Here is a 24,069-nt window from a genome sequence, read left to right as displayed (position 1 = left end):
CGAATCGAAGTCCATCTTGCAGCCCTGGGTCATATCGGCTTCGTCCTTGTTCCAGGCGCCGAAATCCCCGCCTATGCTATTGGGCTTGTCACCTGAGTCAAAGTCGGCTATGACGAGGGTTGCAGCGAAGACCTGCCCCGCAAAAAGCAACACTATCGCCATCGCGGTTAACGCTAAACACACCTTCTTCATCTGAACTTCCTCCTTTCCTTTCTTATATCGTTAGATTCTACACTAAGCATACACCCATTTCAAGCCTAAATACGGCTTCCCTATTCCTTCAGCCCCGTCAGAGCCACTCCCTGTATGAATGTCTTCTGCGCGAAGAAGAACATGACCAATATGGGCAATATGACCATCGCCGAGGCGGCCATCAGCAAGTGCCATTCCGTCCCGCCATGCTGGCTCTGGAATACCTGCAACCCCAGTGAGAGCGTATACGTATCCTTGTTGGTGAGGAATATCAACGGCCCCATAAAGTCGTTCCAGGCATAAAGGAAATGGAACAGGGCCACGACCGTCAGGGCGGGCTTCGAGAGCGGAAGTATTATGCGCCAGAAGATCTCAAATTCGTTACACCCGTCCACCCTCGCGGCATCGGTAAGGTCGCGCGGTATCGTCATGAAAAATTGCTTCAGCAGGAATATATTGAACGCGGTGCCGAATACATACGGGAACCAAAGCGGCTGCAAAGTGCCTATCCACCCGAATGCCTTGAATACGCCGTAAAGGGGGACCATTACAACGGCAAAAGGTATCATCATCGATGAAAGCGTGAGCATGAATATGAAATCCCTTCCTTTCCAGCGTATCCTGGCGAAACCGTAAGCGACAAGGGCGCTGGTAAATGTCGTCCCTATCACGCCTAATATGCACACTATAAGCGTGTTCTTCGCATAGTTCAGGAACGGGATCTTAACAAAGACATCTAGGTAATTCCTGAGCCAAAATTTTACCTTCTCGACTATCTTCCCCGGCGGGACGAAAGTCCAGTACGGTTCGGTCTTCTCGTATTGAGCCGGCAGCTTTTCTATGACCTGTATCCATCCGGGCTGCACTTCCTTTTCGATATCGACGGGATAATAACCCTGGACGACCTTGTCGGCTATCTGGACCTGAAGGAGGGCTTTGCCGTCTTTTAGCTGCGAGTTAGGAACGAATAAACGCTCCCCTTCCCTCGGCCCCTCTTCTACGGTTAAGATCGCGCCGGCCTCATGCGTTACGATACCCTTTTTTACTTCAAGTTTTTTCCCGGCGCTCTCTATATAATAGGTTTTGGGTATCCAGGTGGGCGGCATAGTCATCGTCTGCTCTACCGGCTTGAGGGACGTGACTATAACCCACGCAAAAGGCAGCGCGAAAACGACCGAGCAGGCGGTCAAAGCCAGGTACGTAATAAACTTTATGCCTTTACCTTGGGGCATGCCGTCAACCTCCGTGGTAATAGACGCTCTCTTTGGAGATGCGCTGCACGAGCATCGTCAATATAAGTATCACAACGAACAATATCCATGCCATCGCGCTAGCATAACCCATGCGCAGGTCCTCGAAGGCCGTCTGATAAAGGTATAACGCATAAAAAGTCGTCGAACGCTGCGGCCCGCCGCCTGTCATTATATAAGCCTGTGAAAATATCTGGAAACCCCCTATGATGGCCATTATCACGTTAAAATATATAACGGGCGATATCATCGGTATCGTTATATTCCAAAGTTTATCGAACCAATTCGCCCCGTCGAGGTCTGCCGCCTCGATAAGCGCGACCGGCACGTCCTGCAGGCCGGCAAGATATATGACTATCGTTTGGCCGAGCCCCCAGAGGCTCATGATTATGATGGCCGGTTTAGCGAAGTTCACGTCCATAAGCCAGTTCGGGGGGTTCGGGATCCCCATTTTTATCAGGAAATTATTAAGGAGCCCATACTCGCCGTTAAATATCCACATCCAGAGTATCGAACCGGCGACCATGGGGACGAGCGACGGCACAAAGAATATCATCCTGTAAAAAGCCATCCCCCTTACTTTCGTGTTGAGCAGCATCGCCAACGAAAGCGACGCCACAAAACCGAGCGGTATCATGAATATGACAAAATAAAATGTGTTCCACAGGGATTTCCAGAATATCGGATCGGTCAAAAGGTCTTTATAATTGAGCAGGCCGATGAAGCGCGGAGGCTGGATCACCGAATAATAACAAAAACTGTAACAAAAGGACGCCACGACCGGATATATGACAAATATCGAGAAACCGATAAGCCAAGGGGAGGTAAAAAGAATACCTTTTATGAATTCCCTTTTTTCTTCTTTGGTCATCTCTTCTCCCCGGACCTCTTTGACATCTCGAGCTCTCTCTCCAGCCTTTTCTGCATTGTTTTATTGACGTCCGAAAGGATTTTCTTCGGCTCGGCCTTCAGGTCCCTTGTCATCTCATACGCAAAATTCAGCTCGCGCAGATACTCCTGCCATATGACCATCTTCGGTGTAATGAATGCGTTCGGGCTTTCGGCCAGTGCCCTGAAGACGCGTATATACGGGTTTTTATGCCTGGCGTAGAAATCTTCGCTTACATTCTTAAGCGGCGTAAATTTCCTCTGCCCCTCGCACAGCAATTCCATCGCCTCCTGCGTATTTACAAAACTTATAAATTTAAACGCTTCGCCCGGATGCCTCGCGCCCCTCGGTATAACGAGGATGTCGGCTTCGGCATAAGTGACGTCTTTCAGCTTTCCTCCGTCCGAGGGGAACGGCGCCGCGGCCCAATCCATCCCTGTCGCGTATTTGTCGATAAAATTATACATCCATACTCCCTCCCTTACCATCGCGACTTTTGAAGAAAGGAAAGCGTTCTGAGGCGAAGCGAATGCGCCGAAGCTGCTTGAAAATCTCTTTATGTTTTCTACGCCGTATTTCTCGGAATAGGACCTTATCCATTCGTAGGCCTTGACATTCCCCGGCCCGTCCGCGGTAACCTTCTCTTTGCCGTCCCACAGCTTCCCCCCGAACCAATAGCCCCACGACCATGGCCACCATCCGGGCTCGGAGGGAAGGAAACCCATTTGTATGATCATGCCCTGGCCAAGAAGATTCTTATAATTCGTCCTGGTCTTTAACTCATAAAATGATATGGCTTTATCCTGGCCCGGCAGCTTGATGAGCGTAAGCTTCTCCGCCATCTCGTCGAATTCCTGGATCGATAGGGGGGGCGTGTTGGGGTCCAGGCCGGCTTCCCTGAAAAGCCTTTTGTTCCAGTGCAGCGCGACTGAAGCCGGAGTAGACGGGAGGCCCCACATCTTTCCCTTATACCTGCAAATCTCCCAGAAGACAGGAATATAACGATCCTCTGTTATAGCGGCCTCGCGCAAATGATCATCTATAGGAAGGAGCGCCCCTTTTTCGGCGTAAGTAGTGACGATCCAGGTCCAGACCCCTGCGACATCAGGCGGGTTGCCCCCGGCCACGGCGGTAAGCAATCGCCTGTCGATCTCGCTTACCGTGCTCATCTCCACCCTGATCATCTTTCCGTCTTTATTCCTGAATTTCCTGGAATTAAAAAGGTCGATGACTGCCTGCATCGCGTCCGCCTCAAAGCCGGACCACTTTTCCCAATAAGTCACTTTTACCGTGTCGGAATTTTGTTCTTTGTCGGCGCAACCGGCCGATTGGAAGGCTAAAAACGTGGCGAACAGGAAAACAACAAGTTTTTTCATTAACTCTCTCTTAAAGAGTCACTTCCACTAGGTGGACCTTATTGTCTTTGAGGGGCGGCACGATATTGCCGTCCAGCTTTTTGCCGTCCAGCTTTATCTCTTTTACGCCGTGCGAGACATGCGCCGCGTTGGAAACGATGATCTTATAGACGGCTCCCCTGAACTTGCGCGTCATATCGAACCCGTTCCATTCCTTGGGAATGCACGGGTCTATAAGCAGCCCTTCGGGGACCGGCCTGACGCCGAGAAGCCAGTTTGTCGCGACCCTGCAAAGCCAGGACGCCGAACCGGTATACCATGTCCAGCTTCCCCTTCCGTAATTTACGGAATCGGGTCCGTCGGTGTTGCCCGGCGTGACATACGGCTCAGCCTTGTAATGGTCGATATCTTTACTCCTGTTGGGAGGGCATATCTTACTGTAAAGGTCATATGCGGTATCCGCGTTCTTGCGCAAACATTCGGCGATGACAGCCCAGGTCGCGGCGTGGGTATAGACCCCTCCGTTCTCCCTAGCTCCGGCCGCGTAGCGGCTGATATAACCTATCTTCTGGTTCGGCTCGGAGAACGCGGGATAAAGGAGTATGGCGCCGTAGTCCCTGTAAATATATTTCGAGCAGGAAGCCAGGGCCTTCTTTATCCGTTCTTCGGTGCCTGTGCCGGCGATGACGGCCCAGGCCTGCGCATTAAGGAAGATCTTCCCTTCTTTGCATTTGGAGCTCCCCACCAGAGAACCGTCGTCGCAGGTCGCGCGCCAGTACCATTCGCCGTCCCAGGCGTATTTGTTGATCGCCTTTTTCAGGTCTTCGAATTTCCTGGCATATTTCTTCGCATCGGCCTTCCTGTTGACCTTCTTATCGGAAAGGACTTCCTCCGACCACTTCTTCAGGATATCCGCGAAGAAATGCGCCATCCAGATCGATTCGCCTTTAAATTTCACGCCTACGAAGTTCATGCCGTCGTTCCAGTCTCCCTCGCCGATGAGAGGAAGCCCGCGCTTCGAGAACCTCGACAGGACCTTCTTTATCGAGCGTTCGCAATGTTCAAGCAGGGTCGCGTTTCCGCCGTCCACGAATTTGACCTTCTGTTTCAGGATGCCGAAGTCCGCGGTCTCTTCTATATAACTTATGGTCACGAATACGAGCCAGAGCAGGTCGTCTACCTTGTTCGTCTTAGGGCCCCATTCGGCGAGCGTATGCCACCAGTGATATACCGTGCCGTCCTTGAACTGGTGCGCCGCGTGCAAAAGTATCTGTTTCTTCGTGAGCGAAGTGTCCAAGGGAAGGAATATCTGGCTGTCCTGAAGCTGGTCCCTGAAACCGTACGCGCCGCTCGACTGGTAGTAGCCGCAGCGGGCCCAGATCCTGCCTGATATCGCCTGATATTTAAGCCACGTATTCGTCATCAGGTTAAGCGCGTCGTCCGGCGTCTTTACCGTAAGGCCGGAGAGCATGCTGGCCCAGTATTTCTTGACCTCGGTTAGCGCAATATTCACGTTATTGACGTCAAAATATTTCTTTATTATTTTCGCGTCTTTGGCCTTGCCCTGGCTGAGGCCGAGAATGAAGATGATATCCTTGCTCTCGCCGGGGTTTAAGCTCACGTTTAGATGTAGGCTGGCTATCGAGTCATTCCACCTGCCGGTGGTATTGGTAAGAATGCCTTTTTCGACCGAGAGCGGGTCGGCAAGGCTCCTGTACATCCCGATAAAATTCTCCTTCTCGCCTTCGCAGAACTCGGGCTCGACCGACGAGGCGAAGAATGCCGTGCACGGGTACTCGCCGATTATCGAACCTGGCAGCATCGGCTGTTTTCTCTTTTCGCCGTAAAGGGCGTGTAGGCCCTTCTCATACGAAGTGCCTATAAAGGTCTTATGGAACTCCCGGTGAGTATCGTCCTTATTGCCTAGAAGCCATTCGAAATACGAAAAAAGCGATAACGGCCTTATGGCGCCGGATTCGTTCTTTAAAGTGACCTTCCATATCTCGACCGGCTCATTGCGCGGGACAAAAACGGTCATTGAGGAGGCTATGCCCTTGTATTTATTCGAAAGGATGGTATAGCCTATGCCGTGCCGGCATTCGTAACTGTCGAAATCGCGACAGACCGGCTTCCACCCCAAGGACCAGAAGTCCCCGCTATCCCTGTCTTTTATATAGAGGTATTTTCCCCACTCGTCTTTTACCAGGTCCTGTTCCCACCGTGTCAGCCTGGCGAGATTCGAGTTCTCCCACCACGAGAAACCCGAACCGGTCTGGGATATCACCAGTGAATATGAGCCGTTGGAGATAACGTTAACCCACGGACGCGGGGTATCGGGCCTGGTTATGACATATTCCTTGCCGTCATCGGTGAAATAACCATAGTCAGTCTGGAATTTCATCTCGTCCTTCTATCTTCCTTCTTTTAATAGCTCGTTGGCCTTAGGCACTATCGCGTTCACCGCTTCCTTTACCGGCTTAAGGCCGTTAAAAACGAGGTCGAACTCCGGATTTATATACTTCTCGCGGATCTCCCGCCACTTGAAGTTAAACGGGTCGTATACGCAGTATTTAACCGCTTCGATGAGCATCTTCTTGTTGAGCGGAGGCTTGTTGCTGCCGGCGAAATGTTCGCCCTCCGCTATCTTCTTGTTTGCCGGCTGGGCCAGCCCTGACTCGGCAAGCATTATCTGGCCTTCATCGCCGCTTAACGCCTTCAGGACTTCCCATGCCTGCTCCGGATATTTGGTCGTCTTGAGTATGCCGTATGCGGTCCCGCCGGTCGCAAATTTCCTTATCCCCTTCGGGCTCTTGGGGAACATCGCGACATCCCAGTCAAAATCCTTCACCTTCCTGACAATAGGCGTCTCCCATATCCCCGAATGGAACATCGCGACCCTCTGCATCATGAACATCTGGATGACGCCGAGGCCGAGGTTGCGGAACGTGTTAGATGTGGGCGAAACCTTGTATTTGTGTGAGAGGTCGACCAGGAACTGCAATCCCTCCATCGATTCCGGGGAATTCATCAGGCATTTGGTGGGATGCTTCACGTTATCAACGATCCTTCCGCCTTCCGAAAGGATGAAGTTAGGCCACATATCGCTGTAAAAACCGTATTGGACCACCTTTCCGTCTTTATCCACCTTGGTCAGCTTCTTCGCCTTGTCCAGGAGATCGTTCCAGTCCCAGTCATCCGTGGGATAAGGCAGACCCGCTTCATCGAAAAGTTTCTTATTATAATAAACGCACGCGAACGGCGCGGTATCCCTCGGGATGCCGAGGATTTTGCCGTCGACAGTGTACCTGTCCACGACCTCGGGGAAGAAGTCCCCGAGATTGAACGATTTGTCCTTATCCACAAAAGGTTTGAGGTCAAGGAAGACGTCCTTATCGGCGAAAGATACGAACATGTTCACTTCCGAGGCTATGATATCCGGCGCCGACCGCCCTGCGATCTCGGTCAGTATCTTGCTGACATAGCTCCCGAAAGGTATATGCTCCAATTTTACCTGGATCTCCGGGTGGGTCTTCTGCCAGTTCTTTAGCATCTCGGTGATTATCCCTATCTCTTCCGGGCTTCCCCAGAAAGCGACCTTCACCGGCACTTTCTTGGGTTTTCCCGTCCCTTCCCCGGGCCCGCAGCCCGTTATCTGCAACGCGAAAACCAGGATGACAATAAACGCCAAAAATCCGTTAAACCTTTTCATCTCCGCGCCTCCCGCGTTTTAGGCATTCATGAATATCCTCTGCAATACGAGGCAGGCCGCGCCCATCGCGACGGCATTTCCCCCGAGCCTTGCAGGCACTATTTTTAAATTCCTTATATTCTCTTCACGCGCCCAGGAATGGACGGTCCTCTTCGCCGAATCCATAAATACCGAGCCGGCCTGCTCGACTCCCCCTCCGATCACTACCACCTCCGGATTGAGGAGATTTACGAGGAACGCTATCTTCTTGCCGAGCTGACCTCCGGCATTCTCCAACAGCTCGTTGGCGAACTTGTCACCCGCCTTGGACGCCTCTATCACCGCGTTAAGGCTTATCTTGCCGGGATCATTCCCGGCCAATTCGAATATCCTAGATTTCGAGCCCTTCTTCATCGCTTCCCTGGCGTAATATCCGATGCCGAGGTCGAGCTCCCACGTGCCGAGTGAGAGGGACTCGCGCCTCCTCGCTTCCGGGTCCGGCACGGATGTATTGAAAATACCCACTTCCCCGGCCGAGCCGTTCGACCCGCGGTATATCTGCCCGTTTATTATCAGCCCGCAGCCGACGCCGGTGTACATGTATATCATGTCTTTGATCTCCGACTCGAAGCCGAACCAGCGCTCACCGAAGACGGCGCACGCCGCGTCATGCTCGACCAGGGTCGGTATATCGAATTCCTTTTCAAATATATCCTTGAGAGATACCCCTGATATGGATACCATCGAAAGGCCCATCGCACCGAGCCACCTTATCGTCTGGCCCTCGACATCGATGACGCCGGGTATGCCTATGCCAAGCCCCTTTATCTTCTCAGGCTCGATCTTCGATTTCGCGAGGACCTCCTCGACCGTCTCGACGAGTTTTCCGATTATCGCCTCGCTGTTATCGGCCGGGCGCTCTTTCTTTACCTCGCAGATGACCTGCATCTTGGGATCTACCAGGATGCCGACGATGTTCAACGCCGTCAACCCCACGCCGATCATGTAGCCGAATTTCGGGTTGAGCTCGACGAGCGTCGGACGGCGTCCGCCGGTAGAGACGTCAAAACCCTTTTCGACTGCCAACCCGCCTTCTATGAATTCATTTATGTAATTGGAGATCGTGACGATATTGAGGCCGGTCTGGCGCGAGATCTCGGTTCTCGATATGGGGCCATGCTTGACGACAAGCTCGAGTATGGAGAGGTTCTTCCTCTGTTTGTCCGACAGGAGCCTGTCCGTCGACAATATGCCGTTCGCCTTGGTGGTCCTCATGGCTCGGTCCTCTTTCTATTCGAAAAAATTCTCGTTTAAGAGTTTTTCGGTCTTTCTGGCTACCGGATCCTTGTGGAAACGTTCCCTTATTGCGCCGTTATTTAGGTAATTATCTATTGAAGGGAGTATCATGCCCTGGTCGAGCGCTAGATATTTATACGAGACCCTGCCGTTCTTCACGTTTACGGCGTCATACATCCCGAACTCGCCGTATATATTGTAATAATAGAGAAGCCTCCTGATATCCGAGATGGCCTCTTCCGGCGCGAAAGTAAGGGACAGGAATACCACGTGGGGCGTTACCACGCCTTCGTCTTTATATCCCTTGAAGCCTATCCCGGCGACGCCGAATTCGGTATAGCCGCCGTAACTGCCGTCAGGCGTCGAGCACGGCGAGAACCCCCAGGCATTATATCCCTTCATCTTAGCCATGGCGATATGGGCGTTTACGCCTTTCAAGTCGTTCAGTCCAAACCCGTTAGGCGCCAGCTCTTTCTCTTTTACCATAAGCGAAGGCATCAGGAATTCGAAAAGACTCCCGCCCCAGCTCGGGACGATCTTTTCTCCGTTATGGGTGTAATAACCCTGGAAATATTTGACACCTGATTTCTTGACCCATTTACCCTCGGGTTTCTGCGACTGCCAGTCTATCTCCGGAGGGAAAGTCCTTGCCATCTTATACCAGTGCTCCTGCGGGACGTTCCCTTTCCCTATGGCGACCAGGCTCGTGAACCTTGCCTCGCCGTTCAGTTGGCCGTAATTATAAGGCGAATATTTTTCTGTATCCCCGTCATAGCCGAGGTTGAGCTGGCCAAGCTCTTTATTATAAAGGGCCGAGAAATCCATCTCATCCAGGAGTTTCGAGCAGCGCTTTCCGAGCTCTTTGTCGAACGCCTGCCTTGCTATGATGAGGCCTCCGGCAAACCAGCCGTTATCGACCGATGAGATATAGCGGCGCGTTACCTGCAGGTTCGTCGTAGAGTGGTAATTGTCCCATAACCCGCGCCACCGCGGCATCTTCTCCATCACGTCGAGCGTATCCGATATCCTTTTAACCGCCTCTTCCCTCGTTATGAACTTAAGGTCGAAGGCCGCCACTATATTTATGAAATAGAGGCCTGTATTCGTTGGGGAGGTGTAATCGCCCATCGCCCTCTCCGGCGCCATCCCTATCCAGTCGAGCGGAAGGTGACTTCTCTTATCGACGACGTTCTTGAAAAATCCCCACGTATCCTGCGCTATACCCATAAGCATCTGGTTGTCCGAGCTCGTAAGCAGGTCCCTCTTGCGCTCGTTCGCGAGGACCTTTTCGGGATAATAGGCCGTATTATCCTTCAACCCAAGGAAGAAGAGTTCCGGATCGCCGTAGAAAGATATATCGTCCAGGTAGATCTTCCCGCTTATCACGCTGGGTTCGCCCTTGAAGTCCAGGCTGAACTTTCCCATCTTGTTCGTGTCGATGGACGGGAACTTCCCTACCGGCACTTTTATCTCCTGCCAGTCGGTCACGGGCTTGATAGACCCTGCGAGGTTGACCTCATTCCTATTGCCGGCCTTATCTTCCAGCGCCAGCCAGAACTTTTCGGAACCTTCCGTGCACTTTATCCAGAATGATACGCCTTTTGCCGCGCTGATATCGAGTTCGTTGAGGTCGGTCGACCAGATCGCGTCCTCGCCTTTGGGGACGTAATATTCGATCTCGAGCGAATAGCCTTTTTCGCCGTGTTTTTCTTTTTTGCTGTATGCCGACTGGAGGAAAGAGGGTTTTTTGAAACTCACGGAAGGGAACCCGCCTATGCTGTTGGGGTCCTTGCCACTGTCGAAATCCGCCGCGACTTTTATATCCGAATGCGGGGGTATCCTGACAACGACATCTTCCTGGGCGTTACAAAGAAGCGGAAAAAGAAAAGCAAAAGAAAGGACAAAAAATGCGGGTAATCTCCTCGCCACCTCTATCTCCTTTAATTTAGATTGATCTTCATCAGGACAGGGCCTTCATCACTGTGTTTGAAGGGTATTATCGCCTCGCCTGACCTGTAGGAAAACTCGAGCTTCCTGCCGTCGGCAAAGACCTGCTTGGGCCTCTTTTTGATGGCCACCGTCAATTCGCCGCCGGATCCGGGCTGGCCGTGCAATTCCACGAATATGGAACCGCCTTTCTCGAAGGCGTTCAATATCTGCGACGTCGAGAATATTATCCTCGCGGCGCTGCCGTGTATCGGGAAATTCACCGGTATGATAAGGCCGGTCAATCCCGCGAGTGTGAGCGGCGCTCCGTAAGGCATCTTCTTCTCCTCTTTCGTCACCGGGTCCGCGAAAATTATATGGCCCGATTCCGATGTCCTGTAATAATTCGCGACGAAGAGGAGGGCGCGGTCTTCATCGAAGAATTCCTGGGCAACCATCCTGCCGTTCGTCGGGGACGCGTTTCCGCGGATATCATCCATCTTCAATATGCGCGAATACGCGTCTATGCTTTCTTCCGTGGAATATCCGAACGCGGTCCCCAGGACCAGCGCCCATCCGCCGCCGAAATGCTTGACGAACCCGCAGGTGCTGCCGTCCGGAAGGAGCGCCATCGGTTCGGCGTTGGGCTCGTTAAAGACCTCAACCGGGTTAAAGACCGATATCTCCTTGACGTCAAAAAAATCTATCGTCGGGGCGCGCGGGGCGACCTCTTCGGTCTCTCCTATTTTCAGGAATTGCCTAAGCACCTCGCACGGTTTGAGCGAGAGGTCGTATTTCGGGACCCTTGGCAGGATGACCAGATGCCCTCCGTTCCCGACATAATTCGCCAGCAGTTTCTGCGATTCCGCGTCCATATATTCGAGCGAGACGATCCACGCCTGCTTGTACTTTGCCAGGTCCTTAGGCTTGGTAAGCTCCATATCCAGGATATCGTAATCGCAATTCAACATCCTGAGGATCTTCGCCATCCCCTCGTAAAAAATGCTGTCCCTTATCGTCTTCGGGTTATAGCTCAGGCCCATTTTTTCAAGGTCGTAATAATGCGTAAGTTCGGTGTAGTAATAAGGCTTATAGAAGAGCAGTGCCACTTTCGAGTCGGCTTTCGCCCTGGAGGCGAGCGCGCCGAATGCCGAGGCGAGCTTGCCGAAACGCCTGACGACCGGGTAGAGCGCGGTCTCCTTGCCGTCGTAATCCAAGGGCGTCTGCCAGTAGAAAGTAGGGCCAACCGCGGATTTACCTTTTGGATTTTTCCCCTGCGAGAACATGTAGAAATTCATACCTGCCGCGCCGTAGGCTAAGGCGGATTTGTAAAAAAGCTCCAGTTCATCGGGATAAGTGACGACGTTATGCTCCCTTGTCCCCGCCTGCATCTCGGCGACGAAGGTCGGGCCGCGGTTCCCCTGGATCGCCCTGGTGAACTGTTGTATTATAGCCGCGTCGTGGAAATTCCTGTAAGAGGTATTCTCCGGTATATGATCGACAGCAAGCATGACTTTCGGATAGAGCTTGGCCACATCCTGGTACATGGTTATATTCAGGGGGTACTCGACCGCGCGGCCCCCTACCCATCCGGGCAGGTTATGCGTGAACGGTATATTGATCCCGCTCTTGGTGACTTCCTTTAAAAGATGTTCCACGTACGCCGCGTAATACCGGCGCCAGAAGAGGTGCCAATCGAGGTCGGCGGCAAGCTCGGTCAATTTAGCCGGGTTTTCCTGCGGCGGGACGACCGAGGAGAAGCTCTTGTATTTGGCCTTATAGAGGACATTCAGGCGGTTTATCTTCTTGTATTTTTCGGAGAGGAATTTCCTGTAATGGTCCAGCGAGACCGGGTTATAATCGGCCTCTTTATCAAGCCAGGTAAACACCCCTATCTCGTTACACAACTGCATCGAGAGTATTATCCCGCCGGATTTTGTTATCAAATTGTCTTTTATTACCGCGAGGACCTTGTCATACCATAACCTGGCATACTTCAGGTATACCGGGTGCATCAGCGTCACGCGGGCATGGCCGAAAGTCTTGCCTTCCCTGTTGAGCGCGAGTATCTCCGGGTGCGAGGAGAGGAGCCACTGCGGTATGCCGTGGTCTAAGTATTCGGCGAGGATGTAAGGTCCCGGCTTGACTATTAGATAAAGCCCGTTCTTCTTGCATAGCTCTATGAAGCCGAGGAGGTTCCTCTGGGGGTTCGTGTGGCCGGAGAAGTCGAACTTACCTTCTTCGTATTCGTGCCAATCCCAGGGGATATAAGTGCTTATAGTATTTAGGTTGGCGGCCTTGGCCTTCTTGAGGTGGGCGGCCCAGTTCTCCGGCCTTATCCTGAAATAATGGACCTCTCCCGAAAATACGTAAAAATCCTGCCCGCTTAACTTGAAGTTGTCTTCGGTAATTTTGAAATCCATGGGTATTTAGTCTTTCGCGAAGCCGATGTTATCCATGTAGATCCTGCCGGTCTTCGGCCTCGATGCGGAATCCTCAAAGACGACGGTGAACTCGGTCAATTTACTGAAATCCTTTATTCCGCCGAAACTCCGGAACGGTACTTCGACCGGCGCCCATGTCGGGCTTATCTGCGTCACGTAGTATTTGCCGACTTCGCCGTTCGCGTTCTTAAGCTCTATCTTAAATCTCGGGGGGTATCCTATCGTCGCGTCGCCTTTTACGTAAAAAACCAGCTTATTGTAAGGCGTCGCGTCGAAATTGTCCAATTTCATCCAGAAGCCGTTAAATGCGGGATTCGGGGAATCGACATCATAATCGAGCTGGAGAGAGAAGCCCTTTTTCCCGTATCTCTCATCGGAAGTAAAGGACTCCTTGCAGCCCTGGGTCGTGTCGTCCGGGTCCTTGTTCCATGCGCCGAAATTGCCGCCGAAATTGTTGGGCTTCTCGCCTGTGTTGAAATCGGCTAAGATGATTTCCTTGATCTCCGGTTTGGCTTTCGCCTTAGGCGCTTCGACAGCCGGCGCCGGGGCCGGTGCCGGGACCGGGGTGACTTCTGTTCTTTCCGGAGCAGCTGCCTTTTTCTGGCCGCACGCAGGCAAACATATAGCGGATAAAAACAAAATTCCCAAGACAAAAAGAACTCTTCTCATGTCAATCTCCTTTGTATTACGGGTAAAATCTTTGGCTTAATTGTAAAAATCTTTTTTCGATTATATTATAAAATCTTATTAAAGTCAATAGGGCTACTTGCCCCGTTCCAGCTCGTTAGTCAGTATTATCGCCTCGGCGATCTGCTTCATCGTCTTGCGCAGGCTCATCGCCTGTTTTTGTATCTTCCTGAAGGCGTCTTCCTCGGCCAGGCCCCTGCGCATAAGTATCCCCTTGGCCCTCTCTACCATTTTCCGGGTCTCGAGCTCTTCCTGTATTATCTTGGATTTGACCATCAGCTGGGCGTTCTCTATCGCCACGGCGGCCTGGTTGGCAACCGAGGTAAGTACGTTTATCTCGTTCCGTGTAAAGCTGTGGGGAGTCGACGTGTAGACGTTCAGGACGCCTATGACCTTCCCTTTTACTATCATCGGCATCGAGAGGAGCGAGCAGAGCTTCTCGCTTTTGGCTATCGCCCTGTTCAGATAATGCGGGTCCTCCCGGACGTCCGGCACCTGGATGGGTTTGCCTTCCTTGGCAACTTTACCGGCTATCCCGGTGCCTATCTTCATGTTGGTCTTTTTGTTGTAAGCCTCACTGACGCTCTGCGTGGCGCGGATGACCAATTCGCCCTTTTCCTCATCAACGAGCATCAATGAGCAGATATTGGAATTCATCACCTCGGCCGTCACCATTACGATAAGGCGCAGGACATCCTCTAAATAGAGGTTGGATGTTATCGTCTGGCTTATCTTTGATAACGCCTCTATTTGTTTCTCGTATGCCGGGCGCGATCTCGCTCTTTTAGCCGCGGGTTTACGCATCATAGTATCGCGAGGTATTCCTTTATCTCATAGTCGGTGACCCGGGCCCTGTACTTATCCCACTCGATCTTCTTGTTCTCGATAAATGAGCGGAAAGCGTGTTCGCCGAGGGCTTTCCTTACGACAGAGCTCTTCTCTGTTTCACATATAGCCTCATAGAGGTCGCCGGGCAACGGCCTTATCCCGCGCTTCGTCCTCTCTTCGGGAGTCAATTCAAAGACGTTCTCTTCGGTCGGCGGGATGAGTTCGTAATTCTTCTCGATACCCTCAAGTCCTGCCGCGAGCATGACGCTGAAAGCCAGGTACGGGTTGCATGCCGGGTCCGGCGAACGGTACTCGATGCGCGTCGCCTTCTCTTTTCCGGGCTTGTATTCGGGTATCCTTACAAGCGTGGACCGGTTCCTCTTCGCCCAGGCGATGTAGACCGGTGCCTCGTAGCCCGGGACGAGCCTCTTATATGAGTTGACCCACTGGCTTGTGACCGAGGTTATCTCGCGGGAATGTTTAAGCAGTCCGGCGATATAGTTCTTCGCGATCTTCGAGAGATGGTACTTGTCCTTCGCCTCGAAGAAGGCGTTCTTGTCACCCTTGAAGAGCGACTGGTGGACGTGCATACCCGAGCCGTTTACCCCGTAGACCGGCTTCGGCATGAATGTCGCATAGAACCCGTAGCGCTGCGCGACCTCTTTTACTACGACGCGGTATGTCATCGCCGCGTCGGCCATCGTGAGCGCGTCCGTATATCTCAGGTCTATCTCGTGCTGGCTCGGCGCGACCTCGTGGTGGCTGTATTCGACGCCTATTCCCATCGCCTCCAACATAAGCACCGTATCCCTCCTGAGGTCAGATGCCGGGTCAGGCGGTATAAGGTCGAAATACCCTCCGGCATCGAGCGGCTCGGTCCCTTTATTGTCCTTGAAATAGAAGAACTCGAGCTCGGGACCGACATAAAAAGTGAAGCCGAGTTTGGCCGCGCGCTTCAGGTTTTGCTTCAATATATACCTGGGGTCGCCTTCGAACGGGCTTCCGTCCGGCCGGACGATATCGCAGAACATCCTCGCGACCGCGAATTCGTCCTTAGGCCTCCACGGGAGTAGGCAGAATGTGTTCGGGTCCGGCCGCGCCATCATGTCCGACTCGTCTATGCGAGCGAAACCCTCTATAGAGGAACCGTCAAATCCCATCCCCTCTTCGAGAGCTCCTTCGAGCTCCTCGACGGTTATCGCGAAGGATTTTACGAAACCGAGGATGTCGGCAAACCACAACCTGATGAACTTGACGTTGGCCTCTTTGGCCATCTTCAATACATATTCTTTATCTTTGACCGATCTGGCTGCCATCTGCATCTCCTTTCGTTAATATCTGTTCGTTATTGGGACCCTGCGGTCCTTGCCGAATGCCTTCGGGGTTATCTTGACCCCTGGCGGGCTCTGGCGCCTCTTATATTCGTTCTTGTCGACCCTCGAGATGACCTTCTTGACCGTCTTCGCGTCGAAACGCTGGGCGATGATCTCGCTCGCCGACCTGTCTTCTTCGACATATAACTTCAGGATATCGTCCAGCACGTGGTAAGGAGGAAGCGTATCCTGGTCTTTCTGGTTGGGTTTCAATTCGGCGGTCGGCGCCCTCTTTATCGTCGTGACCGGTATGACCTCCTTGCCGGCTACCGCGTTCCTGTATTCTGCCAACTGGTAAACGACGGTCTTTAATACATCTTTTATGACCGCAAATCCCCCGGCCATATCGCCGTAGAGGGTGCAATAACCCGTCGACATCTCGCTCTTGTTCCCGGTCGTCAGGACGAGCCAGTTGAATTTATTCGAAAGCGCCATGAGGATGTTGCCGCGGATCCTCGCCTGCAGGTTCTCTTCGGTTATATCTGTCTTGGCGTCCTTGAATTCCTTCTTAAGCATACGCATATATGCCTGGTAGATGGTATTTATGGGTATGGCCGCCGTCTTTAGGCCTAAATTCTTCGCGACGGCTATGGCGTCCACGCGCGTCTCTTCCTTTGTATGCATGGACGGCATCGTGACCGCGGCGACGTTATCCTTTCCGAGCGCGTCGACGGCTATGCACGCGGTCAAGGCCGAATCTATCCCCCCGCTTACGCCGACGACCGCTTTCTTGAAGCCATTCTTCGTCATATAATCCCTGGTGCCCAGGACAAGCGCCTTGTATATCTCCTCTATGCTGCCTAATTTTTCGAGGCGGCGCGGCGGGAAAGGCGGCCTTATCTTTACCTCGCACCTCTTCAGCGATAACTCCTTTACCCTGTAATTATTTACCGCCGGCTTCCTCTTTGGGACCTTCCTGTATTTAAGATATTCTTCGGGATTGAGGTCGAAGAGCGCGATATCCTCTTCGAACTGCTTTCCGCGCGTTAAAACGCTGCCTTTCCATCCTATAACCATGCTCCCGCCATCGAAGACGAGCTCATCCTGGCCGCCCACCATGTTATCGTAGATCACGATAGCGGCGGTCTGCTGGGCCCTCTCCACAAGCATCTTCTCGCGCGCCTGTATCTTGCCGGCGTGGTAAGGCGATGCCGAAATATTGATCATGACCTGCGCGCCCATGTCGACCGCCTCAAAGCTCGCGGGGCCGCAACATTCCCATATGTCCTCGCAGATATTCAGCCCGATCTTGAGGCCTTCGAACTTGAAGGCAAAAGACTCGTTTCCGGGCTTGAAATAGCGTTTTTCGTCAAATACGCCATAATTCGGGAGGAGTATCTTATGGTATATGTGGATAAGTTCCTTGTCGCGAATAAGAGCGGCTGAATTGTACAGCCCATCCTTGGCTTTGTCGAGGCAACCCACTATAACTATTATATTATCGGTCTTGTGGACTATTTCGTTAAGCGCTTTCACGGCGTCATCCGCAAACTGGGGCTTAAGGAGGAGGTCTTCGGGCGGATAACCGGTTATGGCGAGCTCCGGGAGGATTACTATGTCGCAACCCAATGATCTTGCGTCACTTATGAATTTTATTATCTTCTCTTTGTTGCCCTGAAGGTCACCCACGGTGGAGTTCATTTGGGCTATGCCAAAGCGGATCGGATCCATTTTCACCTCGCTAATTTAGCCCCTTATTATATCAAATTTTTCCAAAAATGCAAGAAAAGAATTTTGCCCCTTTTTCCTGCAATTTAAGTCTCTCTCGGCCTTTCTTTATTACTCGCAGCGAGTTATAGCATACTGCGTCATAAACCGGCTCTTCGCGAGACGTTAAATTGCAGGGTATACCAGTAAAAGTGCTTGCCTTCAAGGGGAAGTTTGGATACAATTTAACCATACAGGAGGCAGTAATGAAAAAGGCGTTGATCATATGCGCGGCGGTCGTATTGTTCGCGGTGAGCGCTTGGGCGGATACGGTAACTTTCAGGTCCGGAAAGAAGATCGAGGGGAATATTAAGGCGATAACCAACGATACCATAACCGTCGATATTTACGGCGTTACCGAAATGACATACGACCTCTCCGAGATACAGGAGATAAACGGGCAGGCAGTGGAATTTAAGCCTGCCGTGCCTCCGGCTGAAATCGTCCCGGCGGCGGCAAATCCTGTGACCGGATCGATGGCGACGCCGCCAAGCGGGCCGCAGGAAGAAAAGATATCGGGCCCTTCAGGAAAAAACCCTGAAAACAAACTATCAGATAAAGAAAGCAAGGCTTTGTTAGCCGTCATAATAGCGTTTCTAATGGCATTTCTCGGCGTCATAATAACCGGTTCCCTGATCTATTACATCTACTTGGCCGTATGCCTTCAGGTTATCGCAGGGAAAACGGATACCCAAAATGGATGGATGGCCTGGATACCCATCGCAAACTTATTCCTGGCATGCAATATCGGGAATGTGCGGTATACCTGGCTGTTGCTGCTCCTTTCCGGATTAATACCGCCGTTAGGGCCGTTATGCTACCTATTCCTCTTCGGTCTCCTCTGGTACAAGATCGCCTTGGCGCGCGGCAAGGAAGGATGGATCGGGATTATTACGGTCATTCCCGTCGTAGGGCTCTTCACGATGGGTTATCTGGCATTTTCAAAAAAAGAAGAAGGGGCAGCTCCTGCGCCCAACATTGGGGGTGGGCAGCCAGCCAATCCTTTAGGAACCGCCCCTACTTATAAACCGCCTCTCGAATAACTGGTAGAGGATCCCCTCTACTATAAACTTAAATATCGAAATACAGGTAGAACTCGTAAGGATGCGGACGCATTCTCACGGCATCTATCTCTTTCTTCCTCTTGTATTCAAGCCAAATGTCTATGACATCCTTGGTGAATACCCCGCCTCTAAGCAGGTACTCGTGGTCCGCTTCCAAAGCGTCGATAGCCCTGCGCAAAGACGACGGGACCGTGGGTATTTTAGCCATTTCCTCTTCGCTTAATTCGAAGAGGTCCTTGTCGTTCGGCTTGCCCGGGTCTATCTTGTTGATGATACCGTCCAACCCGGCCATGAGCATTGCGCTGAAGGCGATGTAGCCGTTGCATGACGGGTCAGGAGGCCTGAACTCGATCCTCTTGGATTTCGGGCTGTCGCTGTACATCGGGATGCGGACAGCTGCCGAACGGTTGCGCGCAGAATAGACGAGGTTGACAGGCGCTTCGTAGCCCGGGACGAGCCTCTTGTACGAGTTTGTCGTCGGTGCGCAGAAGGCCATGAGGCTGTTCGCGTGCTTTAAAAGTCCGCCGATATAATATTTGGCGGTCTGGCTTAAGAGCGCGTAGCCGTTCTTGTCAAAGAAAAGGTTCGTGCCGTTCTTCCAAAGGCTCTGGTGGCAATGCATGCCTGAGCCGTTATCCGCGAAGAGCGGTTTCGGCATGAACGTCGCGACCATACCGGCTTTTTTTGCCATGTTCTTTATGATGTATTTGTACATCAATAGGCTGTCGGCCATTTTGGTCAGCTTGTCGAACTTTATGTCGATCTCACACTGGCCGGCTGTGGCGACTTCATGATGATGGACTTCAATGTTCACTCCCGCTTCCTTCATCTTGAGGATTATGCGGCTCCTTAAGTCCTGGAGCGAATCGTGCGGCGGGACAGGGAAATACCCTTCCTTGTAGCGTATCTTGTACCCAAGGTTCGGGTCTTCTTTCTTGCCGGTGTTCCAGTCGCCCTCGACCGAGTCGATGAAATAGTAGCCCGAATTCTCGTTCTGGTCGAAGCGGATATCGTTAAAGATGAAGAATTCGGCTTCGGGCCCGAAATATACGGAATCGGCAATGCCGGTCTCCTTCAAATATTTCTCCGCCTTCTTCGCGATATAACGTGGATCGCGGCTGTACGGTTTGCGCGTCAACGGGTCATAGATGTCGCAGATGATGCTTAAGGTCGGGACTTCGCATACCGGGTCTATGACCGCCGTAGCCGGGTCCGGTATCATGATCATGTCCGATTCCTGTATCTTCTGGAAACCGCGGATCGAAGAACCGTCAAACCCGATGCCGTCGACCCAGATGGAACGGGTAATATCGTCCATCTCGAGCAGTTCGGATGCCGGTATCGAGAAATGCTGCCACAGCCCCGGCAGGTCGTTGAACTTCAGGTCGATAATATCGATCTTCTTGTCTTTGATGAGTTTCATCACATCTCGCGCGGCCTTGTCGTCAAACGAGCCGTTCGCGAGCGGATTCTTCGTCTTCACTTCCACTATCTCCTTCTTTACTGCTTTCCCTTTCATGCTGGCTTACCTCCCTTATTTTTATGCCAAAAGTATACAAAATGAATGTTAAATCCATATTACGCAAATGTTAAATCTTAATCTCTCCCGAACAATCGGTTCGCTAGGGCGGGTCCTGCCTGCCGAGCACCTCGTCCCTGTTGCTTCGGGCAACAGGGCCAAGGGCTCCGTCGGCAGTCACCCGCTTAAACCTATCCGATTGCGGGATTTCCTTTCTCGCCTGTACGTATCCGAATACATTCCGGCAAATCGAGAATAAATATCTTCCCGTCCCCGATGTGGCCGGTGTGGGCGCCGGACTTTATCGCTTCCACCGCGGGCTTGACGAAATCGTCGTTTACGGCTATCTCGAGCTTGACCTTTTTAAGCAGGCTTCCCGCCTCCTTATGGCTCCTGTAGACCTCGGAGATGCCTTTTTGGCGGCCGCGGCCCATAACTCCGGTCACGGTGACCAGGTGTATCTCTTTTTCTTCCAACTTTGCCAGTACCTCATCGAGCCTGTCAGGCTGGATTATCGCGATAATATATTTCATTTTCATTCTCCCTGTTAGTCCAATACCGTATATCCGGCTTCGCGATGTTGTGTGAGGTCCAGGCCGATGCGCTCATCCTGCTCGGAGGCGCGCACGCCCATCACCGCGTTAAGCGCCTTAAGTATCACAAAGGTCATGACGAACGAATAGACCGCGGTAATAATAACAGCCTTGAACTGTATCAAGAATTGCGCCGGGTTCCCGTAGAAGAACCCGTTATTCCCGGACGCGTTTACGGCCTTCGTTGCCCAGAGGCCTGTCGCCAGGGCTCCCCACATGCCGCCGATCCCGTGGACACCGAAAGCGTCAAGGGAATCGTCGTAACCGAATTTCACCTTGAGTAATGCGACGGCCATATAGCAAAAGACCGATACGCCGATGCCTATCCATATCGCTCCGACCGGGTTCACAAAACCCGAAGCCGGGGTTATCGCGACAAGTCCGGCGACGGCGCCGGTAATAATACCCAATACCGTCGAACGGGAACTGAATATCCAATCCAGAAGCGCCCACGTAAGTCCGGCCGAGGCGGCTCCTATGTGGGTAACCACGAAAGCGCTAGTCGCCAGGCTGCCCGAGCCTAAGGCACTGCCTGAGTTGAACCCGAACCACCCGAACCACAATAACCCCGCGCCCAATACCGCGAACGGAAGGTTATGCGGAGGCGATATCTTGTCCGGGTATCCTTTGCGTTTTCCCAATACCAGGGCGCTCGCCAGGGCTGCGACGCCGGCATTGATGTGGACGACCGTGCCTCCCGCGAAATCAAGCGCCCCGTCGGCCCTCAGGAAACCGCCGACACCCCAGATCCAATGGCAGACCGGATCATATACAAGAGTCGCCCATACAAGCGCAAATACGCAGAACGTCGAGAACTTCATCCTCTCGGCGAACGCGCCCAATATCAAGGCAGGTGTGATGATAGCGAACATACCCTGGAATATCATGAACGCCTGGTGGGGGACCGTGGCGGCATACGCCGGATTGGGGTCGAGGCCCACGCCTTTTAACCCGAACCACGCCAGGCTCCCGATGACGCCTTTGACATCCGGACCGAATGCGAGGCTATAGCCAAAAAGTACCCACTGGATTGTTATCAGGCACATCACCATAAAACACTGCATCAGGATCGAAAGCACATTCTTCCTTCGCACGAGGCCGCCGTAGAAAAATGCCAGGGCAGGTGTCATCAATAATACCAGCGCAGCTGACATAAGGAGCCACGCCGTATCGCCCGAGTCGACTTTCACCGCAGGCGCTACTTCCTCGGCCGCGACAACTGTCGCGATCACTGTAAAAAACAGGAAAGCGGCGAAGAACCAGAACGGCAGGCTCTTCATAATTTTTACCATTTTCGTCTCCTCTCTTTTGCTTAGCAAACTGAGTAACCAATTGGGATAATAGCGACAAAAAATTACTTGATCCCCAGCCTCACCCTTACCGTCTCGGCATAAATCCTGTTTATGCGGTTTGTCTTGAACCAGCGCTCAAGGGTCGACGGCTGAATGTCGACCCTTTTCGCCAGATCATAGAGAGTATAGCCCCTGTCCTCCTTCAGCCTGCGGATCTTCTCTATCAATTCTTTATCAACCATGGCCTATATAGCGCTTTCGCCTTTTTCACCGGTGCGTATCCTGACTGTATCTTCGACGGCATATATGAATATCTTTCCGTCTCCGATCTCGCCGGTCCTCGCGATACCGGTTATCGCCTTGACCAGCTTCTCGACATCGGAATCCTTGACCACGATCTCGATCTTTATCTTAGGAAGGAAATTTACCTTATACTCCCTTCCCCTGAACTGCTCCGCGAGCCCTTTCTGGCGGCCATGCCCCTCTATATGAGTGACCATCATTCCGGGATAACCGAACTTATCCAGGGCCTCAGTGATCTCTTCCAGTTTTTCTATGCGGACAACCGCTTCTATCTTCTTCATCTTTTTGTCCCTCTCTAATTACTATACGTATAGAAATTGGGATAAGCGGGCGTCCCGTGCTCAGGAATATCCAAGCCCTTGAGTTCCTCCTGCGGCGAAACTCTTATGCCGAATAACCTATCCATCAATTTGAACCCGATAAAGCCCAATATGAACGCCCATGAAACGCATACGGCAGCGCCTATCAGCTGGGCTATCAGCTGGCCGTACCCGCCACCATAGAACAGGCCCTTTACGAAAGGCGCTGAAGTAGAACCCAGACCGTATGTTCCGTCGGCAAACAGCCCGACGCTTATCAAGCCCCAGACACCGTTTAACCCGTGGACGCTGACAGCGCCTACCGGATCATCCACACCGCGGTTCTCCCAGAAATAGACGCCGACGACTACAATCGTTCCGGCGATGGCACCTATGACAACCGCGGCCCACGCCTCGATCCAAGCGCAGGGTGCGGTAACAGCGACAAGGCCTGCAAGGCAACCGTTAAGCATCATGCCGACATCCCATTTCTTCGTCTTCATGAAAACAAGCAATATTGCAACTGCCGCGCCGGCCGCTGCGGCGAGATTGGTGTTGACGGCTATCACCGCTATCCTGAGCTGGTGAGCGGAAAAAGTCGATCCGGGATTGAACCCAAACCATCCGAACCAGAGGATAAAAGTGCCTAGCGCGGCGAGGGTTATGCTGTGGCCCGGTATAGCCCTTGGCTTTCTTTCCTTGTTGAATTTTCCGAAACGCGGCCCGAGGACCATGGCACCCGCAAGACCTACAAAACCGCCTATCGCATGGACAACTCCGGAGCCGGCAAAATCAACATGACCGATCCCAAAAGGCAGTTTGGAAAGCCATCCTCCACCCCATACCCAATGCCCATATATTGGATATATAACGGCCGTGACCATGATACTGTAAAGGAAATAGGCTTTAAATTTCAGCCTTTCCGCGATAGCTCCGGAGACTATCGTAGCTGCGGTCCCGGCAAATACCAACTGCCAGAAGAACAGGAGGTATCTTCCGACATCATAGTTCGGGCCGTGAAGAAACCATCCGGAAGTACCTATGATGCCGTTGTAGTCATTTCCCATCATGAAGGCGAAGCCAAAAGCCATGAAAATAAGCGACGCAGTGACAAAGTCTATAGTGTTCTTTGCCATGAGGTTTGTGGCGTTCTTGGCCCTGCAGAAACCGGCCTCCACCATCGCAAACCCGGCCTGCATGAAGAATACCAGGAAGCCGCAGACGAGCACCCATACGTAATCGACCGGAGAGTTCGGGTTCTGCGCCAGCGTCTCCGCGCCGCTGGGATCCTGGGCAAACGCCAGGCAGGACACTCCTATCGTTATCGTGAATATCGCGAGAAAAGCCGTTATTTTCTTAAACAT

20 protein-coding genes are annotated in these 24,069 nt (G+C 52.4%); 1 reads left to right on the top strand and 19 read right to left on the bottom strand.

What is annotated here, in order from left to right:
* The 13 genes from PHO67_04480 to PHO67_04420 form a co-directional block, all read right to left on the bottom strand.
* The coding region (locus tag PHO67_04480) for a hypothetical protein (protein ID MDD5546400.1) at positions 1-192 on the bottom strand (192 nt) is incomplete at its 3' end.
* Positions 193-272: 80 nt separating this feature from the next.
* A complete protein-coding gene (locus PHO67_04475; protein MDD5546399.1) occupies positions 273-1,424 on the bottom strand; it encodes a carbohydrate ABC transporter permease in 1,152 nt (383 codons plus the stop codon).
* Between the two features lie 4 nt (positions 1,425-1,428).
* Positions 1,429-2,313 (bottom strand): sugar ABC transporter permease, encoded by an 885-nt coding sequence (locus tag PHO67_04470; protein ID MDD5546398.1) that lies wholly within the window; start codon positions 2,311-2,313, stop codon positions 1,429-1,431.
* Positions 2,310-3,707, bottom strand: coding sequence for an ABC transporter substrate-binding protein (locus tag PHO67_04465; GenBank protein ID MDD5546397.1), 1,398 nt, complete (start codon positions 3,705-3,707; stop codon positions 2,310-2,312). Before PHO67_04465 ends, PHO67_04470 begins: the two co-directional genes overlap by 4 nt.
* Positions 3,708-3,717: 10 nt before the next feature.
* Positions 3,718-6,087 (bottom strand): glycosyl transferase family 36, encoded by a 2,370-nt coding sequence (locus PHO67_04460; GenBank protein MDD5546396.1) that lies wholly within the window; start codon positions 6,085-6,087, stop codon positions 3,718-3,720.
* A 9-nt stretch (positions 6,088-6,096) separates the two neighbouring features.
* Positions 6,097-7,395: a sugar ABC transporter substrate-binding protein gene (locus PHO67_04455; GenBank protein MDD5546395.1), complete on the bottom strand. Its 1,299-nt coding sequence runs from the start codon at positions 7,393-7,395 to the stop codon at positions 6,097-6,099.
* Positions 7,396-7,413: 18 nt separating this feature from the next.
* On the bottom strand, positions 7,414-8,649 hold the full coding sequence (locus PHO67_04450; GenBank protein MDD5546394.1) for an ROK family transcriptional regulator: 1,236 nt from the start codon (positions 8,647-8,649) through the stop codon (positions 7,414-7,416).
* 15 nt (positions 8,650-8,664) lie between these two features.
* Positions 8,665-10,599: a glucoamylase family protein gene (locus PHO67_04445; protein ID MDD5546393.1), complete on the bottom strand. Its 1,935-nt coding sequence runs from the start codon at positions 10,597-10,599 to the stop codon at positions 8,665-8,667.
* An 11-nt stretch (positions 10,600-10,610) separates the two neighbouring features.
* A complete protein-coding gene (locus PHO67_04440) occupies positions 10,611-13,019 on the bottom strand; it encodes a beta-galactosidase (GenBank protein MDD5546392.1) in 2,409 nt (802 codons plus the stop codon).
* 6 nt (positions 13,020-13,025) lie between these two features.
* Positions 13,026-13,709 carry a carbohydrate binding domain-containing protein gene (locus PHO67_04435; protein ID MDD5546391.1) on the bottom strand — a complete coding sequence of 228 codons (684 nt, stop codon included), beginning with the start codon at positions 13,707-13,709 and terminating at the stop codon, positions 13,026-13,028.
* Positions 13,710-13,802: 93 nt separating this feature from the next.
* Positions 13,803-14,534: a GAF domain-containing protein gene (locus PHO67_04430; GenBank protein ID MDD5546390.1), complete on the bottom strand. Its 732-nt coding sequence runs from the start codon at positions 14,532-14,534 to the stop codon at positions 13,803-13,805.
* A complete protein-coding gene (locus PHO67_04425) occupies positions 14,531-15,871 on the bottom strand; it encodes a glutamine synthetase family protein (protein MDD5546389.1) in 1,341 nt (446 codons plus the stop codon). The genes PHO67_04430 and PHO67_04425 overlap by 4 nt, the downstream gene beginning before the upstream one ends.
* A gap of 15 nt (positions 15,872-15,886) precedes the next feature.
* On the bottom strand, positions 15,887-17,599 hold the full coding sequence (locus PHO67_04420) for an NAD+ synthase (GenBank protein ID MDD5546388.1): 1,713 nt from the start codon (positions 17,597-17,599) through the stop codon (positions 15,887-15,889).
* Positions 17,600-17,841: 242 nt separating this feature from the next.
* On the opposite strand from PHO67_04420, the gene PHO67_04415 reads away from it, so the two are divergent.
* A complete protein-coding gene (locus tag PHO67_04415; GenBank protein ID MDD5546387.1) occupies positions 17,842-18,678 on the top strand; it encodes a hypothetical protein in 837 nt (278 codons plus the stop codon).
* Between the two features lie 28 nt (positions 18,679-18,706).
* Here PHO67_04415 and glnA read toward each other — a convergent pair whose 3' ends face one another.
* The 6 genes from glnA to PHO67_04385 form a co-directional block, all read right to left on the bottom strand.
* Positions 18,707-20,122 (bottom strand): type I glutamate--ammonia ligase, encoded by a 1,416-nt coding sequence (gene glnA, locus PHO67_04410; GenBank protein MDD5546386.1) that lies wholly within the window; start codon positions 20,120-20,122, stop codon positions 18,707-18,709.
* A 287-nt stretch (positions 20,123-20,409) separates the two neighbouring features.
* The gene (locus PHO67_04405; GenBank protein ID MDD5546385.1) at positions 20,410-20,751 is read right to left on the bottom strand and encodes a P-II family nitrogen regulator; all 342 of its coding nucleotides are present in this window, start codon (positions 20,749-20,751) and stop codon (positions 20,410-20,412) included.
* A gap of 14 nt (positions 20,752-20,765) precedes the next feature.
* A complete protein-coding gene (locus PHO67_04400; GenBank protein MDD5546384.1) occupies positions 20,766-22,103 on the bottom strand; it encodes an ammonium transporter in 1,338 nt (445 codons plus the stop codon).
* A 62-nt stretch (positions 22,104-22,165) separates the two neighbouring features.
* Positions 22,166-22,345 carry a helix-turn-helix domain-containing protein gene (locus PHO67_04395; protein ID MDD5546383.1) on the bottom strand — a complete coding sequence of 60 codons (180 nt, stop codon included), beginning with the start codon at positions 22,343-22,345 and terminating at the stop codon, positions 22,166-22,168.
* 3 nt (positions 22,346-22,348) lie between these two features.
* Complete coding sequence (locus PHO67_04390; protein MDD5546382.1) at positions 22,349-22,687, bottom strand: P-II family nitrogen regulator; 339 nt, start codon at positions 22,685-22,687, stop codon at positions 22,349-22,351.
* A 14-nt stretch (positions 22,688-22,701) separates the two neighbouring features.
* Positions 22,702-24,069 carry an ammonium transporter gene (locus PHO67_04385; protein MDD5546381.1) on the bottom strand — a complete coding sequence of 456 codons (1,368 nt, stop codon included), beginning with the start codon at positions 24,067-24,069 and terminating at the stop codon, positions 22,702-22,704.

The organism is Candidatus Omnitrophota bacterium (genome assembly GCA_028716565.1).
Classification (GTDB): domain Bacteria; phylum Omnitrophota; class Gorgyraeia; order Pluralincolimonadales; family Pluralincolimonadaceae; genus Pluralincolimonas.
The sequence above is the reverse complement of the archived record's forward strand: the minus strand, read 5'-3'. Positions and strand labels throughout refer to the sequence as shown.

What these genes read in the sequence shown, in the direction of transcription:
- PHO67_04475 (MDD5546399.1), bottom strand. Translation starts at nt 1,424, where the DNA reads ATGCCCCAAGGTAAAGGCATAAAGTTTATTACGTACCTGGCTTTGACC.
- PHO67_04470 (MDD5546398.1), bottom strand. Translation starts at nt 2,313, where the DNA reads ATGACCAAAGAAGAAAAAAGGGAATTCATAAAAGGTATTCTTTTTACC.
- PHO67_04465 (MDD5546397.1), bottom strand. Translation starts at nt 3,707, where the DNA reads ATGAAAAAACTTGTTGTTTTCCTGTTCGCCACGTTTTTAGCCTTCCAA.
- PHO67_04460 (MDD5546396.1), bottom strand. Translation starts at nt 6,087, where the DNA reads ATGAAATTCCAGACTGACTATGGTTATTTCACCGATGACGGCAAGGAA.
- PHO67_04455 (MDD5546395.1), bottom strand. Translation starts at nt 7,395, where the DNA reads ATGAAAAGGTTTAACGGATTTTTGGCGTTTATTGTCATCCTGGTTTTC.
- PHO67_04450 (MDD5546394.1), bottom strand. Translation starts at nt 8,649, where the DNA reads ATGAGGACCACCAAGGCGAACGGCATATTGTCGACGGACAGGCTCCTG.
- PHO67_04440 (MDD5546392.1), bottom strand. Translation starts at nt 13,019, where the DNA reads ATGGATTTCAAAATTACCGAAGACAACTTCAAGTTAAGCGGGCAGGAT.
- PHO67_04435 (MDD5546391.1), bottom strand. Translation starts at nt 13,709, where the DNA reads ATGAGAAGAGTTCTTTTTGTCTTGGGAATTTTGTTTTTATCCGCTATA.
- PHO67_04430 (MDD5546390.1), bottom strand. Translation starts at nt 14,534, where the DNA reads ATGATGCGTAAACCCGCGGCTAAAAGAGCGAGATCGCGCCCGGCATAC.
- PHO67_04425 (MDD5546389.1), bottom strand. Translation starts at nt 15,871, where the DNA reads ATGGCAGCCAGATCGGTCAAAGATAAAGAATATGTATTGAAGATGGCC.
- PHO67_04420 (MDD5546388.1), bottom strand. Translation starts at nt 17,599, where the DNA reads ATGGATCCGATCCGCTTTGGCATAGCCCAAATGAACTCCACCGTGGGT.
- PHO67_04415 (MDD5546387.1), top strand. Translation starts at nt 17,842, where the DNA reads ATGAAAAAGGCGTTGATCATATGCGCGGCGGTCGTATTGTTCGCGGTG.
- glnA (MDD5546386.1), bottom strand. Translation starts at nt 20,122, where the DNA reads ATGAAACTCATCAAAGACAAGAAGATCGATATTATCGACCTGAAGTTC.
- PHO67_04405 (MDD5546385.1), bottom strand. Translation starts at nt 20,751, where the DNA reads ATGAAATATATTATCGCGATAATCCAGCCTGACAGGCTCGATGAGGTA.
- PHO67_04400 (MDD5546384.1), bottom strand. Translation starts at nt 22,103, where the DNA reads ATGGTAAAAATTATGAAGAGCCTGCCGTTCTGGTTCTTCGCCGCTTTC.
- PHO67_04395 (MDD5546383.1), bottom strand. Translation starts at nt 22,345, where the DNA reads ATGGTTGATAAAGAATTGATAGAGAAGATCCGCAGGCTGAAGGAGGAC.
- PHO67_04390 (MDD5546382.1), bottom strand. Translation starts at nt 22,687, where the DNA reads ATGAAGAAGATAGAAGCGGTTGTCCGCATAGAAAAACTGGAAGAGATC.
- PHO67_04385 (MDD5546381.1), bottom strand. Translation starts at nt 24,069, where the DNA reads ATGTTTAAGAAAATAACGGCTTTTCTCGCGATATTCACGATAACGATA.